At 64.1% G+C, this 19943-nt stretch carries 17 protein-coding genes; 7 read left to right on the top strand and 10 right to left on the bottom strand.

All coding sequences use genetic code 11. The features are described from left to right. Positions 1-197: 197 nt before the first annotated feature. A complete protein-coding gene (locus AC1RQ5_RS18990; RefSeq protein ID WP_493200996.1) occupies positions 198-1661 on the top strand; it encodes a L,D-transpeptidase in 1464 nt (487 codons plus the stop codon). 355 nt (positions 1662-2016) lie between these two features. After that, the gene (locus AC1RQ5_RS18995) at positions 2017-2586 is read left to right on the top strand and encodes a glutathione peroxidase (RefSeq protein WP_493200997.1); all 570 of its coding nucleotides are present in this window, start codon (positions 2017-2019) and stop codon (positions 2584-2586) included. Positions 2587-2678: 92 nt separating this feature from the next. On the opposite strand, the gene AC1RQ5_RS19000 is transcribed toward AC1RQ5_RS18995, so the two are convergent. Next, positions 2679-3479 (bottom strand): hotdog family protein, encoded by an 801-nt coding sequence (locus tag AC1RQ5_RS19000; protein ID WP_398479559.1) that lies wholly within the window; start codon positions 3477-3479, stop codon positions 2679-2681. Positions 3480-3651: 172 nt separating this feature from the next. Between AC1RQ5_RS19000 and AC1RQ5_RS19005 the strand changes: the two genes are divergently transcribed. The 3 genes from AC1RQ5_RS19005 to AC1RQ5_RS19015 all read left to right on the top strand — a co-directional run bounded on the left by AC1RQ5_RS19005 (position 3652) and on the right by AC1RQ5_RS19015 (position 7155). Further along, positions 3652-4134, top strand: coding sequence for a YaiI/YqxD family protein (locus AC1RQ5_RS19005; RefSeq protein WP_493200999.1), 483 nt, complete (start codon positions 3652-3654; stop codon positions 4132-4134). Between the two features lie 9 nt (positions 4135-4143). Further along, on the top strand, positions 4144-5955 hold the full coding sequence (locus tag AC1RQ5_RS19010) for an ABC-F family ATP-binding cassette domain-containing protein (RefSeq protein ID WP_493201001.1): 1812 nt from the start codon (positions 4144-4146) through the stop codon (positions 5953-5955). A gap of 120 nt (positions 5956-6075) precedes the next feature. After that, entirely contained in the window at positions 6076-7155 is a 1080-nt protein-coding gene (locus tag AC1RQ5_RS19015) for a D-TA family PLP-dependent enzyme (protein ID WP_493201002.1), read from the top strand. A 118-nt stretch (positions 7156-7273) separates the two neighbouring features. Here AC1RQ5_RS19015 and AC1RQ5_RS19020 read toward each other — a convergent pair whose 3' ends face one another. From AC1RQ5_RS19020 to AC1RQ5_RS19060, 9 genes are all read right to left on the bottom strand, one after another. Further along, positions 7274-8506 (bottom strand): BaiN/RdsA family NAD(P)/FAD-dependent oxidoreductase, encoded by a 1233-nt coding sequence (locus AC1RQ5_RS19020; protein WP_493201003.1) that lies wholly within the window; start codon positions 8504-8506, stop codon positions 7274-7276. Positions 8507-8613: 107 nt separating this feature from the next. Beyond that, positions 8614-9531: an SDR family NAD(P)-dependent oxidoreductase gene (locus tag AC1RQ5_RS19025; RefSeq protein WP_493201005.1), complete on the bottom strand. Its 918-nt coding sequence runs from the start codon at positions 9529-9531 to the stop codon at positions 8614-8616. Between the two features lie 12 nt (positions 9532-9543). Then, a complete protein-coding gene (locus AC1RQ5_RS19030) occupies positions 9544-9996 on the bottom strand; it encodes a MaoC family dehydratase (RefSeq protein ID WP_493201007.1) in 453 nt (150 codons plus the stop codon). A gap of 86 nt (positions 9997-10082) precedes the next feature. Further along, the gene (locus AC1RQ5_RS19035; RefSeq protein ID WP_493201009.1) at positions 10083-11798 is read right to left on the bottom strand and encodes an AMP-binding protein; all 1716 of its coding nucleotides are present in this window, start codon (positions 11796-11798) and stop codon (positions 10083-10085) included. A 156-nt stretch (positions 11799-11954) separates the two neighbouring features. Next, positions 11955-12839 (bottom strand): 3-hydroxyisobutyrate dehydrogenase, encoded by an 885-nt coding sequence (gene mmsB, locus AC1RQ5_RS19040; RefSeq protein WP_493201010.1) that lies wholly within the window; start codon positions 12837-12839, stop codon positions 11955-11957. A 65-nt stretch (positions 12840-12904) separates the two neighbouring features. Continuing rightward, positions 12905-13969 carry an enoyl-CoA hydratase/isomerase family protein gene (locus tag AC1RQ5_RS19045; protein ID WP_493201012.1) on the bottom strand — a complete coding sequence of 355 codons (1065 nt, stop codon included), beginning with the start codon at positions 13967-13969 and terminating at the stop codon, positions 12905-12907. After that, entirely contained in the window at positions 13966-15111 is a 1146-nt protein-coding gene (locus AC1RQ5_RS19050; protein ID WP_493201013.1) for an isobutyryl-CoA dehydrogenase, read from the bottom strand. Before AC1RQ5_RS19050 ends, AC1RQ5_RS19045 begins: the two co-directional genes overlap by 4 nt. Before the next feature lie 127 nt (positions 15112-15238). Further along, entirely contained in the window at positions 15239-16735 is a 1497-nt protein-coding gene (locus AC1RQ5_RS19055) for a CoA-acylating methylmalonate-semialdehyde dehydrogenase (RefSeq protein WP_398479582.1), read from the bottom strand. A gap of 318 nt (positions 16736-17053) precedes the next feature. Beyond that, positions 17054-17680: a TetR/AcrR family transcriptional regulator gene (locus tag AC1RQ5_RS19060; RefSeq protein WP_493201014.1), complete on the bottom strand. Its 627-nt coding sequence runs from the start codon at positions 17678-17680 to the stop codon at positions 17054-17056. Between the two features lie 150 nt (positions 17681-17830). Between AC1RQ5_RS19060 and AC1RQ5_RS19065 the strand changes: the two genes are divergently transcribed. After that, positions 17831-18601, top strand: a complete 771-nt coding sequence (locus AC1RQ5_RS19065; protein ID WP_493201015.1) for an enoyl-CoA hydratase — start codon at positions 17831-17833, stop codon at positions 18599-18601. 101 nt (positions 18602-18702) lie between these two features. Further along, complete coding sequence (locus AC1RQ5_RS19070) at positions 18703-19899, top strand: acetyl-CoA C-acyltransferase (protein ID WP_493201017.1); 1197 nt, start codon at positions 18703-18705, stop codon at positions 19897-19899. The last annotated feature ends 44 nt before the right edge of the window (positions 19900-19943 follow it).

Genomic DNA, 19943 nt, shown 5'->3' on the forward strand with positions numbered 1-19943 from the left:
CAAGTAAGCAGCGGCGCGATTCGCCTGCCGGTGAACGCATTTTGCGCCCGCGACACTAATGCTTCGAGATGAATTCGAGGATTTTCAGCGTGACGTTTTTTCAGTTTTCGGGGAGCCCGACCGGCAAGCGCATGCTTCTGAGCGGGACGTCTGTTTCCAGTCGCGCATGGTCCCCGCGTCACCTGTTGCAGGCGGCCTTGCTGGCCACATTCACGCTGGGCGTGGCAGCGCCGGCGCATGCGGTGTTCTGGTTCGACGAAGACCCGATGCGCCCGCGCGTGATGGATGCGCCGCCTCCGGTGCCGCCGCAGGTCCGGCGCGACAACCGGCTGAAGCAGCAGGGCGCGACATTCGAGAAAGAGGCGAAGGCGCATGCCAAGCCGGTCGGCCCCGTGGTGATCATGATCTCGCTGGACAGGCAGACCATGCGCGTGTTCGACGCCAATGGCCTGTTCGCGGAAACCAAGGTTTCCACCGGGATGAAAGGCCATGACACGCCGACCGGCGTATTCAGCATCATCCAGAAGAACAAATGGCATAAGTCGAACATCTATAGCGGCGCGCCGATGCCCTATATGCAGCGCGTGACCTGGTCCGGCATCGCGCTGCATGCCGGCGCCCTGCCCGGCTATCCCGCATCCCATGGCTGCATCCGCATGCCGATGGCGTTTTCCACAAAACTATGGGCCTGGACCCGCATGGGTGCCCGCGTGATCATCACGCCCGGCGAGATTTCGCCGGCGGAATTCACGCATCCGCAATTGATCGCGCAGAAGCCAGCGCCGGTCGCCGCCGCACCGATGGCTGCTCCGAAGGACGAGCAGCCGGGCGCCAAGAGCAACGGCAAATCGACCGAGGTGAAGCCCGACGATATTCGCCTCAAGCCGGCGACCTCCGCCGAGCGCAGCACGACCGTCACCGCCGATGCCAGCAATGCCGTCGGCATGCCGGCCAAGCCCGTCGCATCGGATGTGAACACGGCGATGGCGCAGATGTCGGCGGCCAGCGCCGAGGTCACGAAAGCGGCAGAGAACAAGCCCGACGATGCGGCGCGCGTGACGCGTCAGGACGTGGACGCCGCGGCGGCCAAGATTGGCGAGGCGCCCGAGGCCAGGAAGGACGACACCCGTCCGGCCGCTGCGCCGAAGGTCGAGGCCAAGCCCGAACTCAAGCCGGCAACGGCCAAGGTCGATGCGGTCGATATCCCGCCGCCCGCCGATACGTCGCCGAAGCGCACCGGCCAGATCGCCGTGCTGATCAGCGGCAAGGACGGCAAGCTCTATGTGCGGCAGAATTTCTCGCCGCTGTTCGAGACGGACATCACCATCAAGCCCGGCGAGCGTCCGCTCGGCACGCATATCTTCACCGCGCGCATCGACAAGGATGAGGCGAAGAGCATTCACTGGACGGCGGTGTCGTTGCCGGCCGTGCCGCATCGCGCGGCGACAGCGGCTAGCCGCAAGCAGACCGCCGCAGCGGAGGTGCCGCCGCTTCCCGGCAGCGCCGCCGAGGCGCTGGACCGCATCACCATCCCCGAAGACGCCATGGCGCAGATCGCCGAGGCGATCGCCACCGGCGGCTCCATCATCGTCTCCGACCAGAGCATCAAGGCGGGCGGCGAAACCGGCCAGGGCACCGAATTCGTGGTGCCGATGCGCTAGCAAGTTTCTGCGTTGAGACGCCCGCCGCCCTCATGGTGACGAGCGGCCGTAGGCCGCGTCTCGAACCATGAGTTGGCCGGGTTCAGAGCCTGCGGCCATCCTTCGAGACGCCGCTGCGCGGCTCCTCAGGATGAGGGACAGAGAAGCGAGCTGGGATTTCTGTCCCAAGCAAGTCCAGCCAAAAATACCCCATCGCTTTATGAGTCAGACTCTCAGGATGAGGGAGAGTTGGTGGAGAGACGCGTGATCTTGCCCGAAAATCGCGCCCCACTTTTCGGAATCATGCGCTGATGCGCCGGTTGACGTTGCGCGCGAGCGGGATCACCCTGCCCGCATGCGACGCATGAGGCCCGCCATGATCAACCGCAGACACCTGCTGACGACGCTGCTTGGCGGCGTGGCTGCTGCCGCAGCCATGTCCCGCGTCGGCGCCCAGACCAGCCGGATGACGGCCTATGGCTTTTCCTTCCCAGGCCTGAAGGGCGGCGAGATCAAGCTGGCCGATTACGCGGGCAAACCGATCCTGGTGGTGAACACCGCCTCGCAATGCGGCTTCACTCCGCAATATGCGGGGCTGCAGGAACTGTGGACTGAGTTCAAGGATCGCGGGCTGATGGTGATCGGCGTGCCGTCGAATGATTTCGGCAATCAGGAGCCCGGCGGGCCGCATGAAATCGACGACATCGCGCGTGGGCGATTTGGCATCACGTTCCCGATCGCGGCGAAGACCGTGGTAAAGGGGGCCGGCGCGCATCCGTTCTACAAGTGGGCGGCAGACGCCCGGCCGAAGGATCTGCCGCGGTGGAATTTTCACAAGTATCTGGTCGGGCGGGACGGGTATCTCGTGGATGCGTTCGGCTCGGAGCTGGAGCCGATGGATACACGGGTGAAGACGGCGGTGGCGCGGTCGCTGACGGTGGTGTGAGACTGTAGGATGGGTTGAGCGCAGCGATACCCATCACCACATGCGCCCGCGGTGATGGGTATCGCTGCGCTCAACCCATCCTACGCATCGAGCTACGCCGCCACCACTTCCCGTGGCTGATAGATCGCCACATGCTGGCAATGCGCCACGGGCGTCACGCCATTGGCGACAATCAAGGCATCCAGCTCCACGAACCGGTGCCCCTTCTTCTCGTAATTGCCGGTCACCTTCGCCCGCGCCACCAGTTCGTCATCGACGCTCGCCGCCGCCAGCAGCTGCATCCGGCTGCCCACGTGAATCCATGGGCCGAGCACCGCATTGTCCACCAGCACCTTGTTCATGATCCGCTGCAGCACACCGGGATGCACGAGGCCCTCGCTGAGATACATCTCCTCAGTCTCACGGACTTCATCGAGATATTCGGCGAGCCCGTCCTCCGGCCAGACGCGCGGCGCCGTGCCGAGCCATTTGTCCTGCGCGTAGGAGTCGGGACCGACCGGCAGCCGCTTCGCCACCGCCGGCACTTCGGGATAATCCGACAGCGCCGGAACCACGGGAAATGCCGACAGCGACGCCGAACCGGTGGCGCGGACCTCGCCCTTGCCTTCGACGGCCAGCGTCAGCGCCTCGCCCGCCTGCTCCGCCGTTACATCGACCGTTTCGCCGTCATAGACAGGCTTGATGAACCGCGCCTCGATCAGCCCGCGCTCCAGGAATTCCCGGCCCCAATGCGCAACTGCCGGGTGCACCATATAAGCCAATACATCCACGCCCGGCACCAATCCGCCCGAAAAGCCGAATTTCTGCGCCACGGTGTCGTCATGCATCTTGTTTTCGGACTGTTTGGCCGTGTTGAAGGCCTCGACGCGGTAAGGCGCGATCAGCTCTGTCATGTTCCCTCCGAATGCGCGCGAAGATTGGTATTCGCTTTCAGGAGATGATACCCCTCACCCCGCGCGAGGCAAGGCGAGGCAGCGGGAACCGCATCCCGCCCACGCCACCCGGCCCCGGCGAAAATGACTGACATTCTCGCGGGCGTTGTGACACCGAAACCACAGGCATGCTTTGACCACCCGCATCTATATCGACGCTGACGCATGCCCGGTGAAGGACGAGATCTATCGCGTCGCCGCGCGCTTCAATCTGCCGGTCAGCGTGGTGGCGGGAACCTGGCTGCGCGTGCCGCAGGACCCGATGATCGAATGCATCGCGGCCGGCTCCGGCATGGACGCTGCCGATGACTGGATCGCCGAGCGCGCCGTGAAGGGCGACGTGGTCATCACCGCGGACATTCCGCTGGCCAGCCGCTGCGTCAAGGCAGGCGCCTCCGTCATCGCACCGAACGGCAAACCGTTCACGGAAGAATCCATCGGCATGACCCTTGCCGTCCGCAACCTGATGACCGACCTGCGCTCGTCAGGCGAAGTCACCGGCGGCCCGAAATCCTACTCGCCGCGCGACCGCTCGGCATTCCTGTCGGCCTTGGATCAAACCATCCGCCGTATCCAGCGCGACCCGGCCTTTGCGCCCGCGCCGAAACAAAGTTGAACTGACCTTATGGCTCCTCCGCTCATCCAGCTCAAAGATATCTTCCTGACCTTCGGCGGCACGCCGCTGCTGAACGGCGTCGAACTCTCGGTCAGCCAGGGCGAACGCGTCTGCCTGATCGGCCGCAACGGCTCCGGCAAATCGACGCTGCTGAAGATCGTTGCCGGCATCGTCGACAACGACAAAGGCAGCCGCTTCGTGCAGCCCGGCGCCACCGTGCAATATCTGCCGCAGGAGCCGGACTTTTCCGGCTTTGCGACCACGCTCGCTTATGTCGAAGCCGGCATGCATGACGGCGACAATCACTATCAGGCGCAATATCTGCTGGAGCAGCTCGGGCTCACCGGCCAGGAGAATCCCGAAAACCTCTCCGGCGGTGAAGCGCGCCGCACGGCCCTCGCCCGCGTGCTGGCGCCGGAGCCGGACATCCTGCTGCTGGACGAGCCGACCAACCATCTCGACCTCACCACCATCGAATGGCTGGAAGGCGAACTGGCCTCGCGCCGCTGCGCGCTGGTGCTGATCAGCCATGACCGCCGCTTCCTCAGCAATCTCTCCCGCTCGACCGCATGGCTCGATCGCGGGCAGATCCGCCAGATCGATCGCGGCTTCTCGGCCTTCGAGGAATGGCGCGACGACGTGCTGGCCGAAGAAGAGCGCGACCAGCACAAGCTCGACCGCAAGATCGTCAATGAAGAACACTGGCTGCGCCACGGCGTCTCCGGCCGCCGCAAGCGCAACGTCAAGCGCCTCGCCGGCCTGCACGAGCTGCGCGCACAGCGCCGCGACTATCGCGGCGCCCAGGGCAACGCGAATCTCGCAGCCGCCGAGGCGGAAAAGTCCGGCAAGCTGATCTTCGAGGCGAAGAACATCTCGCGCACCTATGGCGACCGCAAGATCGTCGACGACTTCTCGATCCGCGTGCAGCGTGGCGACCGCATCGGCGTGGTCGGCCCCAACGGCGCCGGCAAGACGACCATGATCAACATGCTGACCGGCACCGAGCCGCCGGATTCCGGCACCGTGCGCTTCGGCGCCAATATCGAGATGGCGACGCTCGACCAGCATCGCGAAAGCCTCAATCCGAAGACCACGCTGGCGGAAGCCCTCACCGGCGGCCGCGGCGACCATGTGATGGTCAACGGCCAGCCCAAGCATGTGGTCGGCTACATGAAGGACTTCCTGTTCGGCCAGGAGCAGATGCGCACGCCGCTAGAAGTGCTCTCCGGCGGTGAGCGCGGCCGCCTGATGCTGGCACGTGCGCTGGCCAAACCGTCCAACGTGCTGGTGCTGGACGAACCGACCAACGACCTCGATCTCGAAACCCTCGACGTGCTCGAGGAAATGCTCGCCGATTATCCCGGCACCGTGATCCTGATCAGCCATGACCGCGACTTCCTCGACCGCGTGGTGACCTCGGTGATCGTGCCCGAAGGCGACGGCAAGTGGATGGAATATGCCGGCGGCTACACCGACATGCTGGCGCAGCGTGGCGCCGACCTGAAGCGCGAGGCGAAGGCGGTTGTGGCCGAGGCTGCGAAGGGCAACGGCTCGTCGGGGTCGTCGAAGCCTGTGGCCAAGCGCAAGATGAACTTCAAGGAAAAGCACGCGCTGGAAACGCTGCCCAAGGTGATGGACAATCTGCGCTCGGAAATCGCCAAGCAGCAGCGCCATCTCGACGATCCCAAGCTCTATACGAAGGATCGCAAGACATTCGACACCGCAACCGCTGCGCTCGCCAAGGCGCAGAAGGACTTGCAGGACTCGGAAGAGCAATGGCTGGAGCTGGAAATGCTCCGCGAGGAAATTGAGAACGCGTAACCCATAGCCGTCATTGCGAGGAGCGCAGCGACGAAGCAATCCAGAAGACCACAAGCGAAGACTGGATTGCTTCGTCGCAAGGGCTCCTCGCAATGACGTGGAAATAGCGGAGCCACAATCATGACCACCACCCTCGCCGCAAAGATCGCCCGCGACTACGGCACGCCCGCCCTCGTCATCGACATGGACCGTGTGGAGCGCAATATCGCGCGCATCCAGAAGGTCTGCGACGACGCCGGCATCGCCAACCGTCCGCATATCAAGACGCATAAGAGCCCGGTGCTGGCCAAATTGCAGATCGAGGCCGGCGCCAAAGGCATCACCTGCCAGAAGCTCGGCGAGGCCGAGATCATGGCGGATGCGGGGATCGACGACATCCTGATCAGCTACAACCTGCTCGGCGACGAGAAGATGGCCCGCCTCGGTGCGCTGCAGGCAAAGGCCACCATCACGGTGGCCGCCGACAATTCCTTCGTCATCGCCGATCTGCCGAAAGCGGCGGCAATTTCCGGCCGCGACCTCAATGTCGTGATCGAATGCGACACCGGCCGCAAGCGCGCCGGCGTCGAGACGCCGGCAGAAGCCATTGCGCTCGCGCGCGAGGTCAAAGCCGCCAAGGGCCTGAATTTCGCGGGCTTCATGCTTTATCCGACGGAAGACGGCTGGGCCGATGCGCAGCGCTTTTTCGACGAAGCTCTGGCTGGTGTTCGCGCCGAAGGGCTGGAGCCGACCATCGTCTCCACCGGCGGCACGCCGAACCTGAAAAATGTCGGCTCGCTGAAAGGCGCCACCGAACATCGCTTCGGCACCTATATCTATAACGACCGCATGCAGGTCGCCGCGGGCTCGGCCACCTGGGACGACTGCGCGCTCAACGTCTATTCCACCGTGGTCAGCCGCGCCGGCCCGGAGCGCGGCATTCTCGATGCCGGCTCGAAGACGCTGACGCCCGACACCGGCGGCCTCGATGGCTACGGCCTGATCCTCGAACATCCCGAAGCGAAGATCGCGAAATTCGCCGAGGAACATGGCTTCCTCGACCTTGCCCGCAGCAATACGCGGCCGAATGTCGGTGATGTCGTGCGTATCGTGCCGAACCATGTCTGCGTGGTGGTGAACATGTTCGACGAGGTGGTGATGGTGCGCGGCGATGAGATCGTCGGCACGCTGCCGATCGCCGCGCGCGGGAAGCTGCGCTGAACTCAGTCCCTCATCCTGAGGAGCCGCGCAGCGGCGTCTCGAAGGATGGCCGCGGGCTCCGAGCCAGGCCATCCATGGTTCGAGACGCGCGCAAGGGCGCGCTCCTCACCATGAGGAGTCAGAGATTGATCCAGTTCAACACGCCCTGCCCCGCTGCCACACCCGTCGCAAACGACGCCTGCAACAGATAGCCGCCCGTCGGCGCTTCCCAGTCAAGCATCTCGCCGGCCACGAATACGCCGGGCATGCGCTTCAGCATGAAGGCATCGTCGATCTCATCGAATACGACGCCGCCAGCACTGGAAATCGCGCGCGCGATCGGTGCGACGCCCGTGAGCACCACCGGCACGGCATTGATCAGCGCAGCAAGTTTCTCCGGCTCCAGCGACGCCAGCTGAACGTCCTCCGCAATTGCCACTTCCTGCAACAGCCCGATCGCCACCGGCGATAGATGCAAGGCCTTGCGCAGGAAGTTCGAGAACGACTGTTTGCCACGTGGCGCCGCCAGCTTGCGCGTCAATGCGCCGGCATCGAGATCCGGCCGCAGGGCGATATTGAGCACGGCCTTGCCATCGGCCATCACAGCCTCGCGCAGCACAGATGACAGCGCATAGATGCCACCGCCCTCGATGCCTGAACGCGTGACCATCGCCTCGCCGCGCACCGCATGCGCGCCAAAGGACAGCGCGATGCCTTTGAGCGGCTGGCCCTCGAAGCGATCCTTGAAAATATCCGACCACGCGACATCGAAGCCGACATTCGCCGGCCGCAGCGGCGCAATGGCGATGTTCTTTGCGGCAAGGATATCGACCCATGAACCGTCGGAGCCAAGCTTCGCCCAGCTTCCACCGCCGAGGGCGAGCACCGTCGCTTTCGCAGATACAAGGCGCTCGCCGTCAGATGTCTCGAATCTCAGCGCATCATCGGCGCTCCAGCCTGTCCAGCGATGGCGAAAGGCAAAACTCACGCCGCTCTCGCCGAGCCGTCGCAGCCACGCGCGCAGCAGTGGCGAGGCCTTGAAAGATTCCGGAAACACGCGGCCGCTGGAGCCGATGAAGGTCGGCTGGCCGAGCGCTTCGCTCCAGGCGCGCAGATCGGTTGGCGTGAAGCCATCGATGACAGGCGCGAGCCGCGCTTCCGCAGCGCCGTAGCGCGCCATGAAATTGGGCAGCGGTTCACTATGGGTGAGATTGAGCCCGCCGCGGCCGGCCATGAGAAACTTGCGGCCGGCGGATGGCATGGCATCGAAGATGGTGACGCGGGCACCAGCCTTGACCAGAGTCTCGGCGGCCATCAGGCCGGCAGGGCCCGCGCCGATCACCGCCGCGTCAATTGTCGAAACATCGCTCATCGGAGCGGCGTAGCATGGTGGGTGGGCAAAGCGAAGCGTGCCCACCTTCACCGGCCGTGCATGGGAAGGTGGGCACGGCGCGGCGCGCCTTTGCCCACCCTACAGGATCACATCTTGAGGCCGAGCCTCTTGGCAGCCTGCTCGACATATTTCTGCGTCTGATGGAAGGCGCCATCGAGCACGCGAGCATTGGACATGTCGCTGATCTCGGCGAAGTGTGCCGCGACGGTGTCCGCGGTCCACTGATCCTCGGCGAAGTTCTTGCCTTCGCTCTCCAGCAATCGGATCACCGCGAAGGAGCCAGCACCGGCGCCCATGATGGTCTTGGTCGGGCCATTCTCGCTCAGCATGTATTCCACCGCCGGCGTGATCGCTTCCGGCTTCATCAGCTTCAGCGCTTCGGGCGGCAGCAGTTCTTCGGTCATGCGCGTCGCCGCGGTGGGCGAGACGATGTTGACGCGGATGTCGGTCTTGCGGCCCTCTTCCGCCAGCACATTCATCAGGCCGACCATGCCGGTCTTCGCCGCGCCGTAGTTCGCCTGGCCGAAATTGCCGTAGAGACCCGACGAGGAGGTGGTGAGCACAATGCGCCCGTAATTGCGCGCGCGCATGCCTTCCCACACGGCCTTGCAGCAATAGAAGGTGCCGACCAGATGCACGTCGAGCACCTTCTGGAAATCGGCGACTTCCATCTTGGCAAAGGACTTGTCGCGCAAAATGCCGGCATTGGCGCAGAGCGCGTCCACACTGCCCCAGTCCCTGGTGGCCTTCGCCACCATCGCGGTGACCTGCTCGAAATTCGAGACATCGGCGCCATCGGCCATGGCGATGCCGCCGGCCGCGCGGATTTCCTCGACCACGGTTTCGGCCGCCGTCAGCGATCCGCCGGTGCCATCGCGCGCGCCGCCGAAATCATTGACGACGACCTTGGCGCCCAGTTTGGCGAGGCCGAGCGCATGGGCGCGGCCGAGGCCATTGCCGGCCCCGGTGACGATGGCCACGCGGCCGTCAAAGCGAATGGTCATGCGTAAAGCTCCTCAGTTGAAGTAGACGAGGCCGAGCCAGTCGGCGACCAGCGCCGGCTTGTCCTCGCCGTCGATCTCGACGGTCGCCGATGTGCGGGTGAACAGTTCATTCGGCTTGCGCAGCGTCGCCTCGGTGAGCACGAAGCGGCCGCGCAGGCGCGAGCCGGCTTTCACCGGCGAGAGAAAGCGGATCTTGTCGGTGCCGTAATTCACACCCATGGCCACATCTGCGAGTTTCGGCAGCGCCTCGTAGGAGAACACCGAGAGCAGCGACATGGTGAGAAAACCATGCGCGATGGTGGTGCCGAACGGCGTCTCGCGCGCGCGGGCGGGATCGACATGGATGAACTGGTGATCCTCGGTGGCGGCGGCAAAGGCGTCGATCCGGGCCTGATCGACCAGATGCCATTCGGAGACGCCGACTTCCTTGCCGACCATGGCGATATAGGCTTCACGCGAGATCATCGTGTCCGGGTTTCCCTTCTTGTTTGCGGGCGCAGATTCCACAAAGCGGAGGCCGCTGCCAAGCCCTTGACACTGCGCCTTTCGGCCTAGCCGCCGCCGCGCAATTGCGGGAAATCCTCTTCCTTGAACTCGATGCCGCGCAGCGCATCGCTGCGGTCGTTCTCGTGTTCGAGGCGGCGCAGATGGACGCGGCGGATTTTTCCGGAGATCGTCTTCGGCAGCTCGGTGACGAATTCGATCCGGCGGATGCGCTTGAACGGCGCCAGACGCTCCTGCAGATGCGTGTAGATCGACAGCGCCGTGTCCGCATCGGGCTTGGCGCTGCCGACCAGCATCACATAGGCCTTGGGGATCGCGAGGCGGATCGGATCCGGGCTCGGCACGATGGCGGCTTCCGCCACCGCATCATGTTCGATCAGGATGCTTTCGAGCTCGAACGGGCTGATGCGATAATCCGACGACTTGAACACGTCATCGGCGCGGCCGACAAAGGTGAGATAGCCGTCGTCATCGACGAAGACGACATCGCCGCTGCGATAGATCTCGCCGCTGGCGCCGGTGACGCTGCCGTCATCGGCCTGATAGCCCTGCATCAGGCCGGCCGGCCGGTCGGCGCCGAGCACGAGGCCGACCTCCCCCTCCTTCGCAGGCTGGCCATCGGCATCGATCACCCGCACGGTGTAGCCCGGCAATGGCCGGCCCATGGAGCCGACCTTCACCGGCTGCCCCGGTGAATTGCCGGCCAGTGCCGTGGTCTCGGTCTGCCCGTAGCCATCGCGGATGGTGAGGCCCCATGCGGCCTGCACCTGCTCGATCACTTCCGGATTGAGCGGTTCGCCGGCGCCGCAAACTTCGCGCAGCGATACCTTGGTGTCGGCAAGCTTTTCCTGAATGAACAGCCGCCACACGGTGGGCGGCGCGCACAGCGTGGTGACGCCGCAGCGCGCGACGGTGGCGAGCAGGCTCTTGGCATCGAAGCGCGGCTGGTTGACCACGAACACGGTGGCCGCCGCATTCCACGGCGCGAAGAAGCAGGACCACGCATGCTTGGCCCAGCCGGGCGAAGAAATATTGAGATGGATGTCGCCGGGCTGCAGGCCGATCCAGTACATGGTGGACAGCCCGCCGACGGGATAGCTGCGCTGGCTGTGCCGCACGAGCTTTGGCTTCGCCGTGGTGCCCGACGTGAAATAGAGCAGCATCGGATCGTCGGCTTTCGTAGCGCCATCCGCTGTGAATGTATCGGGGAAGTCTGCGGATGTCTCGAAGGCGAGCCAGCCGTCATGCGGCTTTGATGCATTGACGACGATCTGCTTGATGCCGGCGGTCTTCAGGCTGCCGAATTTGGCGACCTGGTCCTCCGACGCGACGACGAGCTTTGCCTTGCCGCGATCGAGGCGATCCTGCAATTCGTCGGATGTCAGCAGCGTGGTTGCGGGAATGATGACGACGCCGAGCTTGATGGCGGCCAGCATCGTCTCCCAGAGCGGCACGACATTGCCGAGCAGCAGCAAGAGGTGATCGCCGCGTTTCAGCCCCTGGGCGCGCAGGAAATTCGCGACCTGGTTGGAGCGGCGGGAAAGATCGGCGAAGGAGAGTTTAGTCTCGCTGGCCGTGGGCGCATCGACGATCCAGAGCGCCGTGCGATCCTTGCTCGCGGGATCGGATGCCAGCTCGGCATCGAACCAGTCGAGCGCCCAGTTGAAATCGACGGCATCAGGCCAGCGGAAGCCGGCGACGGCGGCGTCGTAATCGCTGCGGTGTTCGAGGAGAAAGGCGCGGGCCTGCTTGAACGTGGTCATGCTTCCTCACCTTGTTTGTTTTTCTGTCGTTCTACACTCCGCCCTCATGGTGAGGAGCGCGCACTTGCGCGCGTCTCGAACCATGACATGCGGAGCTCCCCGCCATCCTTCGAGACGCCGCGCTTTGCGCGGCTCCTCAGGATGAGGGCGGAGTGTTTACTTCGCCAAGTTGCGCAGATGGTTCACGATCCCTGAGAAATCGACACCGCCCTGCCCCTCCTTGTCGAACGTCTCGTAGATGCTTTCCGCATGCGCCCCGAGCGGCGTCTGTGCGCCAGCAGCCTTGGCGGCTTCCTGCGACAGCTTGAGATCCTTGAGCATTAATGCAGCAGCGAATCCGGGTTTGTATTCATTGTTGGCCGGCGATGTCGGCACCGGGCCCGGTACCGGACAATAGGTCGTCAGCGACCAGCACTGCCCGGATGACGTGGACGCCACATCGAACAGCGCCTGATGCGACAGGCCGAGCTTTTCAGCCAGCACGAAGGCCTCGCTGACGCCGATCATGGAAATGCCGAGGATCATGTTGTTGCAGATCTTGGCCGCCTGCCCGGCGCCAGCATCGCCGCAATGGACGATCTTCTTGCCCATGGCTTCGAGGATCGGCTTGGCGGCTGCGAAGGCCGGGTCCGCGCCGCCGGCCATGAAGGTCAGGGTCGCGCCCTTGGCGCCGCCGGTGCCGCCGGAGACCGGCGCATCAACAGAGGGAAGCTTCTGCGCCGCTGCAAGGCCATGCGCCTTGCGTGCGCTTTCCACGTCGATGGTCGAGCAATCGATCATCAGCGCGCCCGGCGCTGCCGCCGGGATCACCTCGCTCCAGACCGACACCACATGCTTGCCGGCGGGCAGCATGGTGATGATGACCTCGGCGCCTTTCACGGCGTCCGTGGCGGTCGCGGCGATGGTCACGCCATCGGCTTTGGCCTGCGCGCGCGAGGCTTCGACAAGGTCAAACCCCGCGACCTTGTGGCCGGCCTTGACCAGGTTGGCGGCCATCGGGCCACCCATATTGCCGAGACCGATAAATGCGATGCTGGTCATATCCTGCCCTCGTCTGTTTTGATTGTTATCGAATGTCGGCCCGCTGAGGGGAATCCGACTTTCGTTCAGAAAGTGAGCGCGACATCGCGCGGCGCCAGATAGCGCGCGACGATCTCCGGCGTGACGCCTTTGAGGTCCGGCGGCTGCCACTTCGGATTGCGATCCTTGTCGATGATCGCGGCGCGCACGCCCTCGACGAAATCGGCGCTGTCGAAGACTTCGAGTGCAGCGAGATATTCACGCGACAAACACTCTTCGAGCGAGGCGGATGCACGCCCGAGGCGCAGCAGCTTCAGCGTGACCTTCAGCCCGCGCGGCGATTTGTCGGCCATGGCCTTCAGCGTCGCCTGGGCGAAGTCCGAACCATCCTGCTCCAGTGCGGCGACGATCTCCTCGACGCTGTCATGGGCAAAAGCGCGATCGATCAGCGCGCGCTGCGCCGTGACGGGTCCGGTCTGCTCCGACGCGGAAAAGCTCTTGAGTTTTGTCATGACGGCGGAGGCATCACTGCCGGGGGCCAGCTTGGTCAGCGCCTCGCGCAGCGCCGGCCAGTTGCCGGTGTCGATCAACACATTGGCCATGCGGGCCGCCAGCGCATCGGCGCCATTGGCATTGAGGCCCGTGAGGCCGAAATAGGTGCCGAGCTCGCCGGGTGCGCGCGACAGCAGCCAGGTGCCGCCCACATCCGGGAAGAAGCCGAGGCCGACTTCCGGCATCGCCATCTTCGTCTTCTCGGTGACGATGCGATGGCTGGCATGACCGGCCAGACCGACGCCGCCGCCCATCACGAAGCCATCCATATAGGCGACATATGGCTTGGGGAATTTCGCGATCCGCGCATTGAGGATGTACTCCTCGCGCCAGAAGATTTTTCCGAGATCGCCCTTCGCTTTCGCGCTTTCATAAAGGCCGCGGATATCACCACCAGCGCAGAGCCCGCGTTCGCCGGCGCCTTCGAGGATGATGACGGCGACGGACGGATCGGCCTCGAACGCATCAAGTGCGGTGACGATCTCGCGCGTCATCTCCAGCGTCAGCGCATTCAGCGCCTTCGGCCGATTGAGCCGCAGAATGCCGGCGCTGCCTTCCTTGCGGGCGATCAGGTCGCCTTCCACCATGCCATCGCTCATCGTGCGCCCTCGATCAGTTTGCGCGACACGATCAGCCGCATGATTTCATTGGTGCCTTCGAGGATCTGATGCACGCGCAGATCGCGCACGATCTTCTCGACGCCATATTCGGCGAGATAGCCGTAGCCGCCATGGAGCTGCAGCGCTTCATTGGCGACCTCGAAACCGACATCGGTACCGAAGCGCTTGGCCATCGCGCACAGCATGCTGGCGTCATGATCCTTGCGATCCAGCGCTGCCGCGGCGCGCCACAGGAAGGTGCGCGCGGCTTCCAGTTCGGTCGCCATGTCGGCGACACGGAATTGCAGCGCCTGGAATTCGTCGAGCTTCTTGCCGAAGGCTTTTCGCTCTTTCATGTAGCTGAGCGACTTGTCGAGCGCGGATTGCGCGCCGCCGAGCGAGCAAGCCGCGATGTTCAGGCGCCCGCCATCGAGGCCGGCCATCGCGATCTTGAAGCCAATGCCTTCGGCGCCAAGCCGGTTAGCGACGGGCACACGGGCGTTCTCGAAGATCACGGCGCGCGTCGGCTGCGCATTCCAGCCCATCTTGCGCTCATTGGCACCGAAGGAGAGACCGGGCGTGTCCTTGTCCACCACCAGCGTCGAGACGCCACCGGCGCCCTCGCCGCCCGTGCGCACCATTACGACATAGATGTCGGTTTCGCCGGCACCGGAGATGAATTGCTTCTGGCCGTTCAGCACATAGTGATCACCATCGATCACCGCCCTGGTGCGCAGTGCTGCGGCGTCGGACCCCGAGCCCGGTTCGGTCAGGCAGTAGCTCGCCAGCAGTTCCATGGTGCAAAGGCGCGGCAGCCACTTCTGGCGCTGCGCGTCGCTGCCATAGGAATCGATCATCCACGACGCCATATTGTGGATCGAGATGAAAGCCGAGGTGGTCGGACATCCCGTCGCCAGCGCTTCAAAGATCAGCGCGGCATCGAAACGTGTCATGGCGGAGCCGCCGACATCGTCGCGGATATAGATGCCACCCATGCCGAGCAGCGCGGCATCGCGCATCACGTCTTTCGGAAAATGCTTGTCCTCGTCCCATTTCAGGGCGAAGGGCGCAATCTTCTCGGCGGCGAAGTCGCGCGCCATATCACGGATTGCGGTCTGTTCCTCGTCGAGAGCGAATTGCATGACGCCCTTCTTATTTTGAGTTCACTTCTCCCCGTCATTGCGAGGAGCCCTTGCGACGAAGCAATCCAGTCTTCCTTTGCTTGGCTTTCTGGATTGCTTCGCTGCGCTCGCAATGACGGCAGAGTACTTACTTCATCAGCGGAATGGAGAACTCCGCGCCTTCCTTGACACCGGACGGCCAGCGAGAGGTGACCGTCTTGGTCTTGGTGTAGAAGCGCACCGAGTCCGGGCCATGCTGGTTGAGATCACCAAAGCCCGACTTCTTCCAGCCGCCAAACGTGTAGTAAGCGATCGGCACCGGGATCGGCACATTGATGCCGACCATGCCGACATTGACCTTGGCGGCGAAATCGCGCGCGGCGTCGCCGTCGCGGGTGAAGATGGCAACGCCATTGCCGTAGTCGTGATCCGACGGCAGCGCGAGCGCTTCCTCGTAATCATTGGCACGCACCACCGAGAGCACGGGGCCGAAGATTTCTTCCTTGTAGATGCGCATGTCCTTGGTGACGTTATCGAACAGGCAGCCGCCGAGATAGAAGCCCTTCTCGTAGCCCTGCATCTTGAAGCCGCGGCCGTCGACAGCGAGGGTCGCGCCTTCCTTGACGCCGATATCGATGTAGCTCTTGACGCGCTCGACGGCTTCCGCGGTCACCAGCGGACCGTAGTCGGCGGTCGGATCGATCGAGGTGCCGATCTTCAGGCTCTCGACGCGCGGGATCAGCTTTTCCATCAGACGATCCGCCGTGGCCTTGCCCACGGGGACTGCAACCGAAACGGCCATGCAGCGCTCGCCGGCCGAGCCGTAACCCGCACCGATCAGCGCATCGACGGCCTGGTCCATGTCCGCATCGGGCATGATGATGGCGTGGTTCTTGGCGCCGCCAAAACACTGGCAGCGCTTCCCGGTCTGGGCCGCGCGGGTGTAGATATATTCGGCGATCGGGGTCGAGCCGACGAAGCCGACGGCCTTGATGTCCTGATCGTCGAGGATCGCATCGACGGCTTCCTTGTCGCCATTGACGACATTGAGGACGCCCGGCGGCAGGCCGGCTTCGATCATCAGCTGGGCCAGCATCATCGGCACGCCGGGATCGCGCTCCGACGGCTTCAGAATGAACGCATTGCCGCAGGCGATCGCCGGACCGAACTTCCACATCGGGATCATGGCCGGGAAGTTGAACGGCGTGATGCCGGCGACGACGCCAAGCGGCTGGCGCATCGAATAGATGTCGATGCCGGGGCCGGCGCCTTCGGTGTATTCGCCCTTCATCAGATGCGGGATGCCGCAGGCGAATTCGACCACTTCCAGGCCGCGCTGGATGTCGCCCTTGGCGTCGGGCACGGTCTTGCCGTGCTCGCGGGCCAGACATTCGGCCAGCTTGTCGTAATCGCGCTGGGCGAGTTCGAGGAACTTCATCAACACGCGCGCGCGGCGCTGCGGATTGGTGTTGCCCCAGGCTACCTGTGCCGCTGCGGCATTCTCGATGGCGGCGCGCATTTCAGCCTTGGAGGCGAGCGCGACCTTGGCCTGAACGTCGCCCGTCATCGGCTCGAAAACATCGGCGAAACGCCCAGATGTGCCAGCGACTTCCTTGCCGCCAATGAAATGTCCGATCGTCCGCATACGTTCCTCCTGGGGAGCCTGATATGGCCGGGATGTTGATCAGGCTTTGCCGGCTTTGGAAAGGCCTCGAATGCGCAACGGTTTTGCGAAAATGCACATCATCGGGAGTGCTGCGCAGCACGACAAATGTTGCGACCGCGACAATGTGTCAGGCACACGGCGAGCAGCGCGGGCCATCCTTCGAGACGCCGCTGCGCGGCTCCTCAGGATGAGGGGTGGAGTATGGCGCGATACGATCGAAGACCCTCATGGTGAGGAGCCCGCGCAGCGGGCGTCTCGAACCATGCAGGCCACGCGCTCCCCCATTTTCGCTGAACCTTAACCCTTCTTTGCGGCCTTTTTCGCGGCTGCGCGCCTGGCAGTCGGCTGCGCAGCGGCACGCTCCAGCACAGTGTCGCGACCGATCTTCAGGAACTCGTCCGAGACCTCGCCGGACCCGGCAATGCGCGCCATCAGGATGCCCCCCATCATGGTGGCGAGCGCGGCGATGGCCTGTTTACGCGCCGCATCGGGATCACCGGGATATTGCTCCGCCATCATGCCGATCATGTCGTCGAGCTTGGCTGCAAAGGCCCGCCGTGTCTTCGGGCTTTCGCGCGCGATCTCGGCGCCGAGCGCCGGCATGGCGCAACCATGGCCGGGATTATCCCGATGCTGCGGCGACAGATAGGTATCGACGAGATGGGGCAGCCGCTCATCCGGCGCCAGGTCTCCGATCTGTTGGCGACGACGGGCCATGGAGCGATCCATGGCATAGTCGAACGCTTCGACCACCAGCGCCTCGCGCGAGTCGAAATGCGCATAGAAGCCGCCATGGGTGAGACCGGCTTCCTTCATCAGGTCGGCGACGCCGATGCCGTGGGCGCCGCGCTCGCGCAGCCGCACCGAAGCCTTCTTGACGATGCGCGCGTGGGTCTCGGCCTTGTGCTCTTTGGAGTAACGCATGCCCGGTCCATTCCGCCGAAAAAGATGATGCTGATCATATTAATAGCTCTGCGCGCCATGCGCAACGCGTCCCGGCAGCCGCAGTTGACTTTACCGTGCCGGCGCGGAACCTGAGCCTTCAAGAATAGCTGTAAAAGACGAGGAAATCCCATGCATATGCTCAATCCGCATTGCGGTATCGACCGCGATTCCCGCGGCGTCGTTCGCCTGACGATCTGCAATGCCGGATCGCTCAACATTCTCAATACCACCGTCATCAATCACGTCCGCGAAGGTATCGAGAGCCTTGCCGCCGATCGCGACATCCGCGTGCTCATCATCGCCGGGGCGAGCGAGAAGAGCATGATCGGCGGCGCCGACATCAAGGAGATGGCGACGCTGAACCAGCGCTCCGCCGAAACATTCATTTCAGGCTTGCGCGCGCTGTGCGACGCGCCGCGGCTCTTCCCTGCCCCGGTGATCGCCCGCATTCCGGGCTGGAGCCTGGGCGGCGGGCTGGAATTCGCTGCTGCCTGCGATTTCCGCGTGGCTGCGCATGATGCGAAATTCGCCATGCCCGAGGTTAGGGTCGGTATTCCCTCGGTCATCCAGGCAGCATTGCTGCCGCGCCTGATCGGCTGGGGCCGCGCGCGCTGGCTGATCATGACCGCGGCCACCATCGATGCATCGACGGCGCTGAACTGGGGTCTCGTCGATGTCGTGGCTGCAGAAGGCGCACTCGATGCCGAAGTCGAGAAGCTGGTCGAGGCCCTGATCGCATGCGGCCCCGAAGCGTTGCGGTCGCAAAAAGCAATGCTGCGTCAATGGGAAGAGCTGCCGCTGAAGGACTCGATGGATCTCAGCGTCGGCGTGTTCGGCGAGGCCTATCTAACCGGCGAGCCTCAGAAACTGATGGCGGACTTCATCAACCGCAAGCGGTAACAAATGCCCGCGCGATAAATTTGGCGGTGCGAGCGTTGTAATTTCTGCGCCGCATCATATGATGATCATCATCTTAGATGATCATCTCGAAGGTTGCCGCCATGCCTGCTGCTTCAGACCCCGTCGCCATCCTGTCGGCCGTGCGCACGCCGCTTGGCCGTTTCCAGGGCGAACTGTCCTCGTTCAGCGGGCACAAGCTCGGCAGCCACGTCATCCGACACGCGGTCGAGCGTGCCGGCCTGTCGCCGGAGCGGATCGATGAGGTCTTCATGGGCTGCGTCCTGCCCGCGGGCCAGGGACAGGCGCCGGCGCGCCAGGCCGCACGCGGCGCCAAACTGCCGGACGCGACCGGCGCAACCACGATCAACAAAGTGTGCGGATCCGGCATGAAGGCCACCATGCTCGGACACGACATCATCGGCGCCGGCTCGGCCGAGATCGTCGTCACGGGCGGCATGGAGAGCATGACCAATGCGCCCTATCTGCTGCAAAAGGCCCGCGGCGGTTACCGTGTCGGGCATGACCGCATCATCGATCACATGCTGATGGATGGCCTCGAGGACGCCTACGAGGTCGGGCGCTCCATGGGCGATTTCGGCGAGGCCACCGCCGAAGCCTATCAGTTCACCCGCGCCGATCAGGACACGTATGCCATCGAGACGCTGACGCGTGCCCGCAACGCGGTCGCGAGCGGCGCATTCAAAGCAGAGATTGCACCACTCTCCGTGGTGGAAAAGGCCGGTCCGCGCGACATCGCCAATGACGAACATCCGCTCAAGGTCGATCCCGCCAAGATCCCGAATCTGAAGCCGGCCTTTCGCAGCAATGGCACGATCACGCCGGCGGCATCATCGGCCAACGCGGATGGCGCTGCCGCGCTGGTGCTCGCGCGCCGCTCGCTCGCCGATCGCGATGGCCTTCCGGTGCGTGCGCTCATTCGCGGCCATGCCACGCATAGCCAGGAGCCGCAATGGTTCACCACGGCGCCGATTCCGGCCATCCGCAAGCTGCTCGACAAAGTCGGCTGGACCGTCGGCGATGTCGATCTGTTCGAGATCAATGAGGCCTTCGCCGTCGTGCCCATGGCTGCGCAGCGCGACCTCGGTATCCCGCGCGACAAGCTCAACATTCATGGCGGGGCCTGCGCTCTCGGGCATCCGATCGGCGCGACTGGCGCGCGATTGATCGTCACCCTGCTGCATGCGCTCGAGGCGCAAGGCTTGAAACGCGGTGTCGCCTCGCTTTGTATCGGCGGCGGCGAAGCAACCGCCATCGCCGTCGAACGCCTGACAAACTGAGAGCCATTTCGAGAAACCGCGGCGCGACGCTTGCGCAGGATTGA

The organism is Tardiphaga sp. GW821-FHT12E02 (assembly GCF_058807155.1).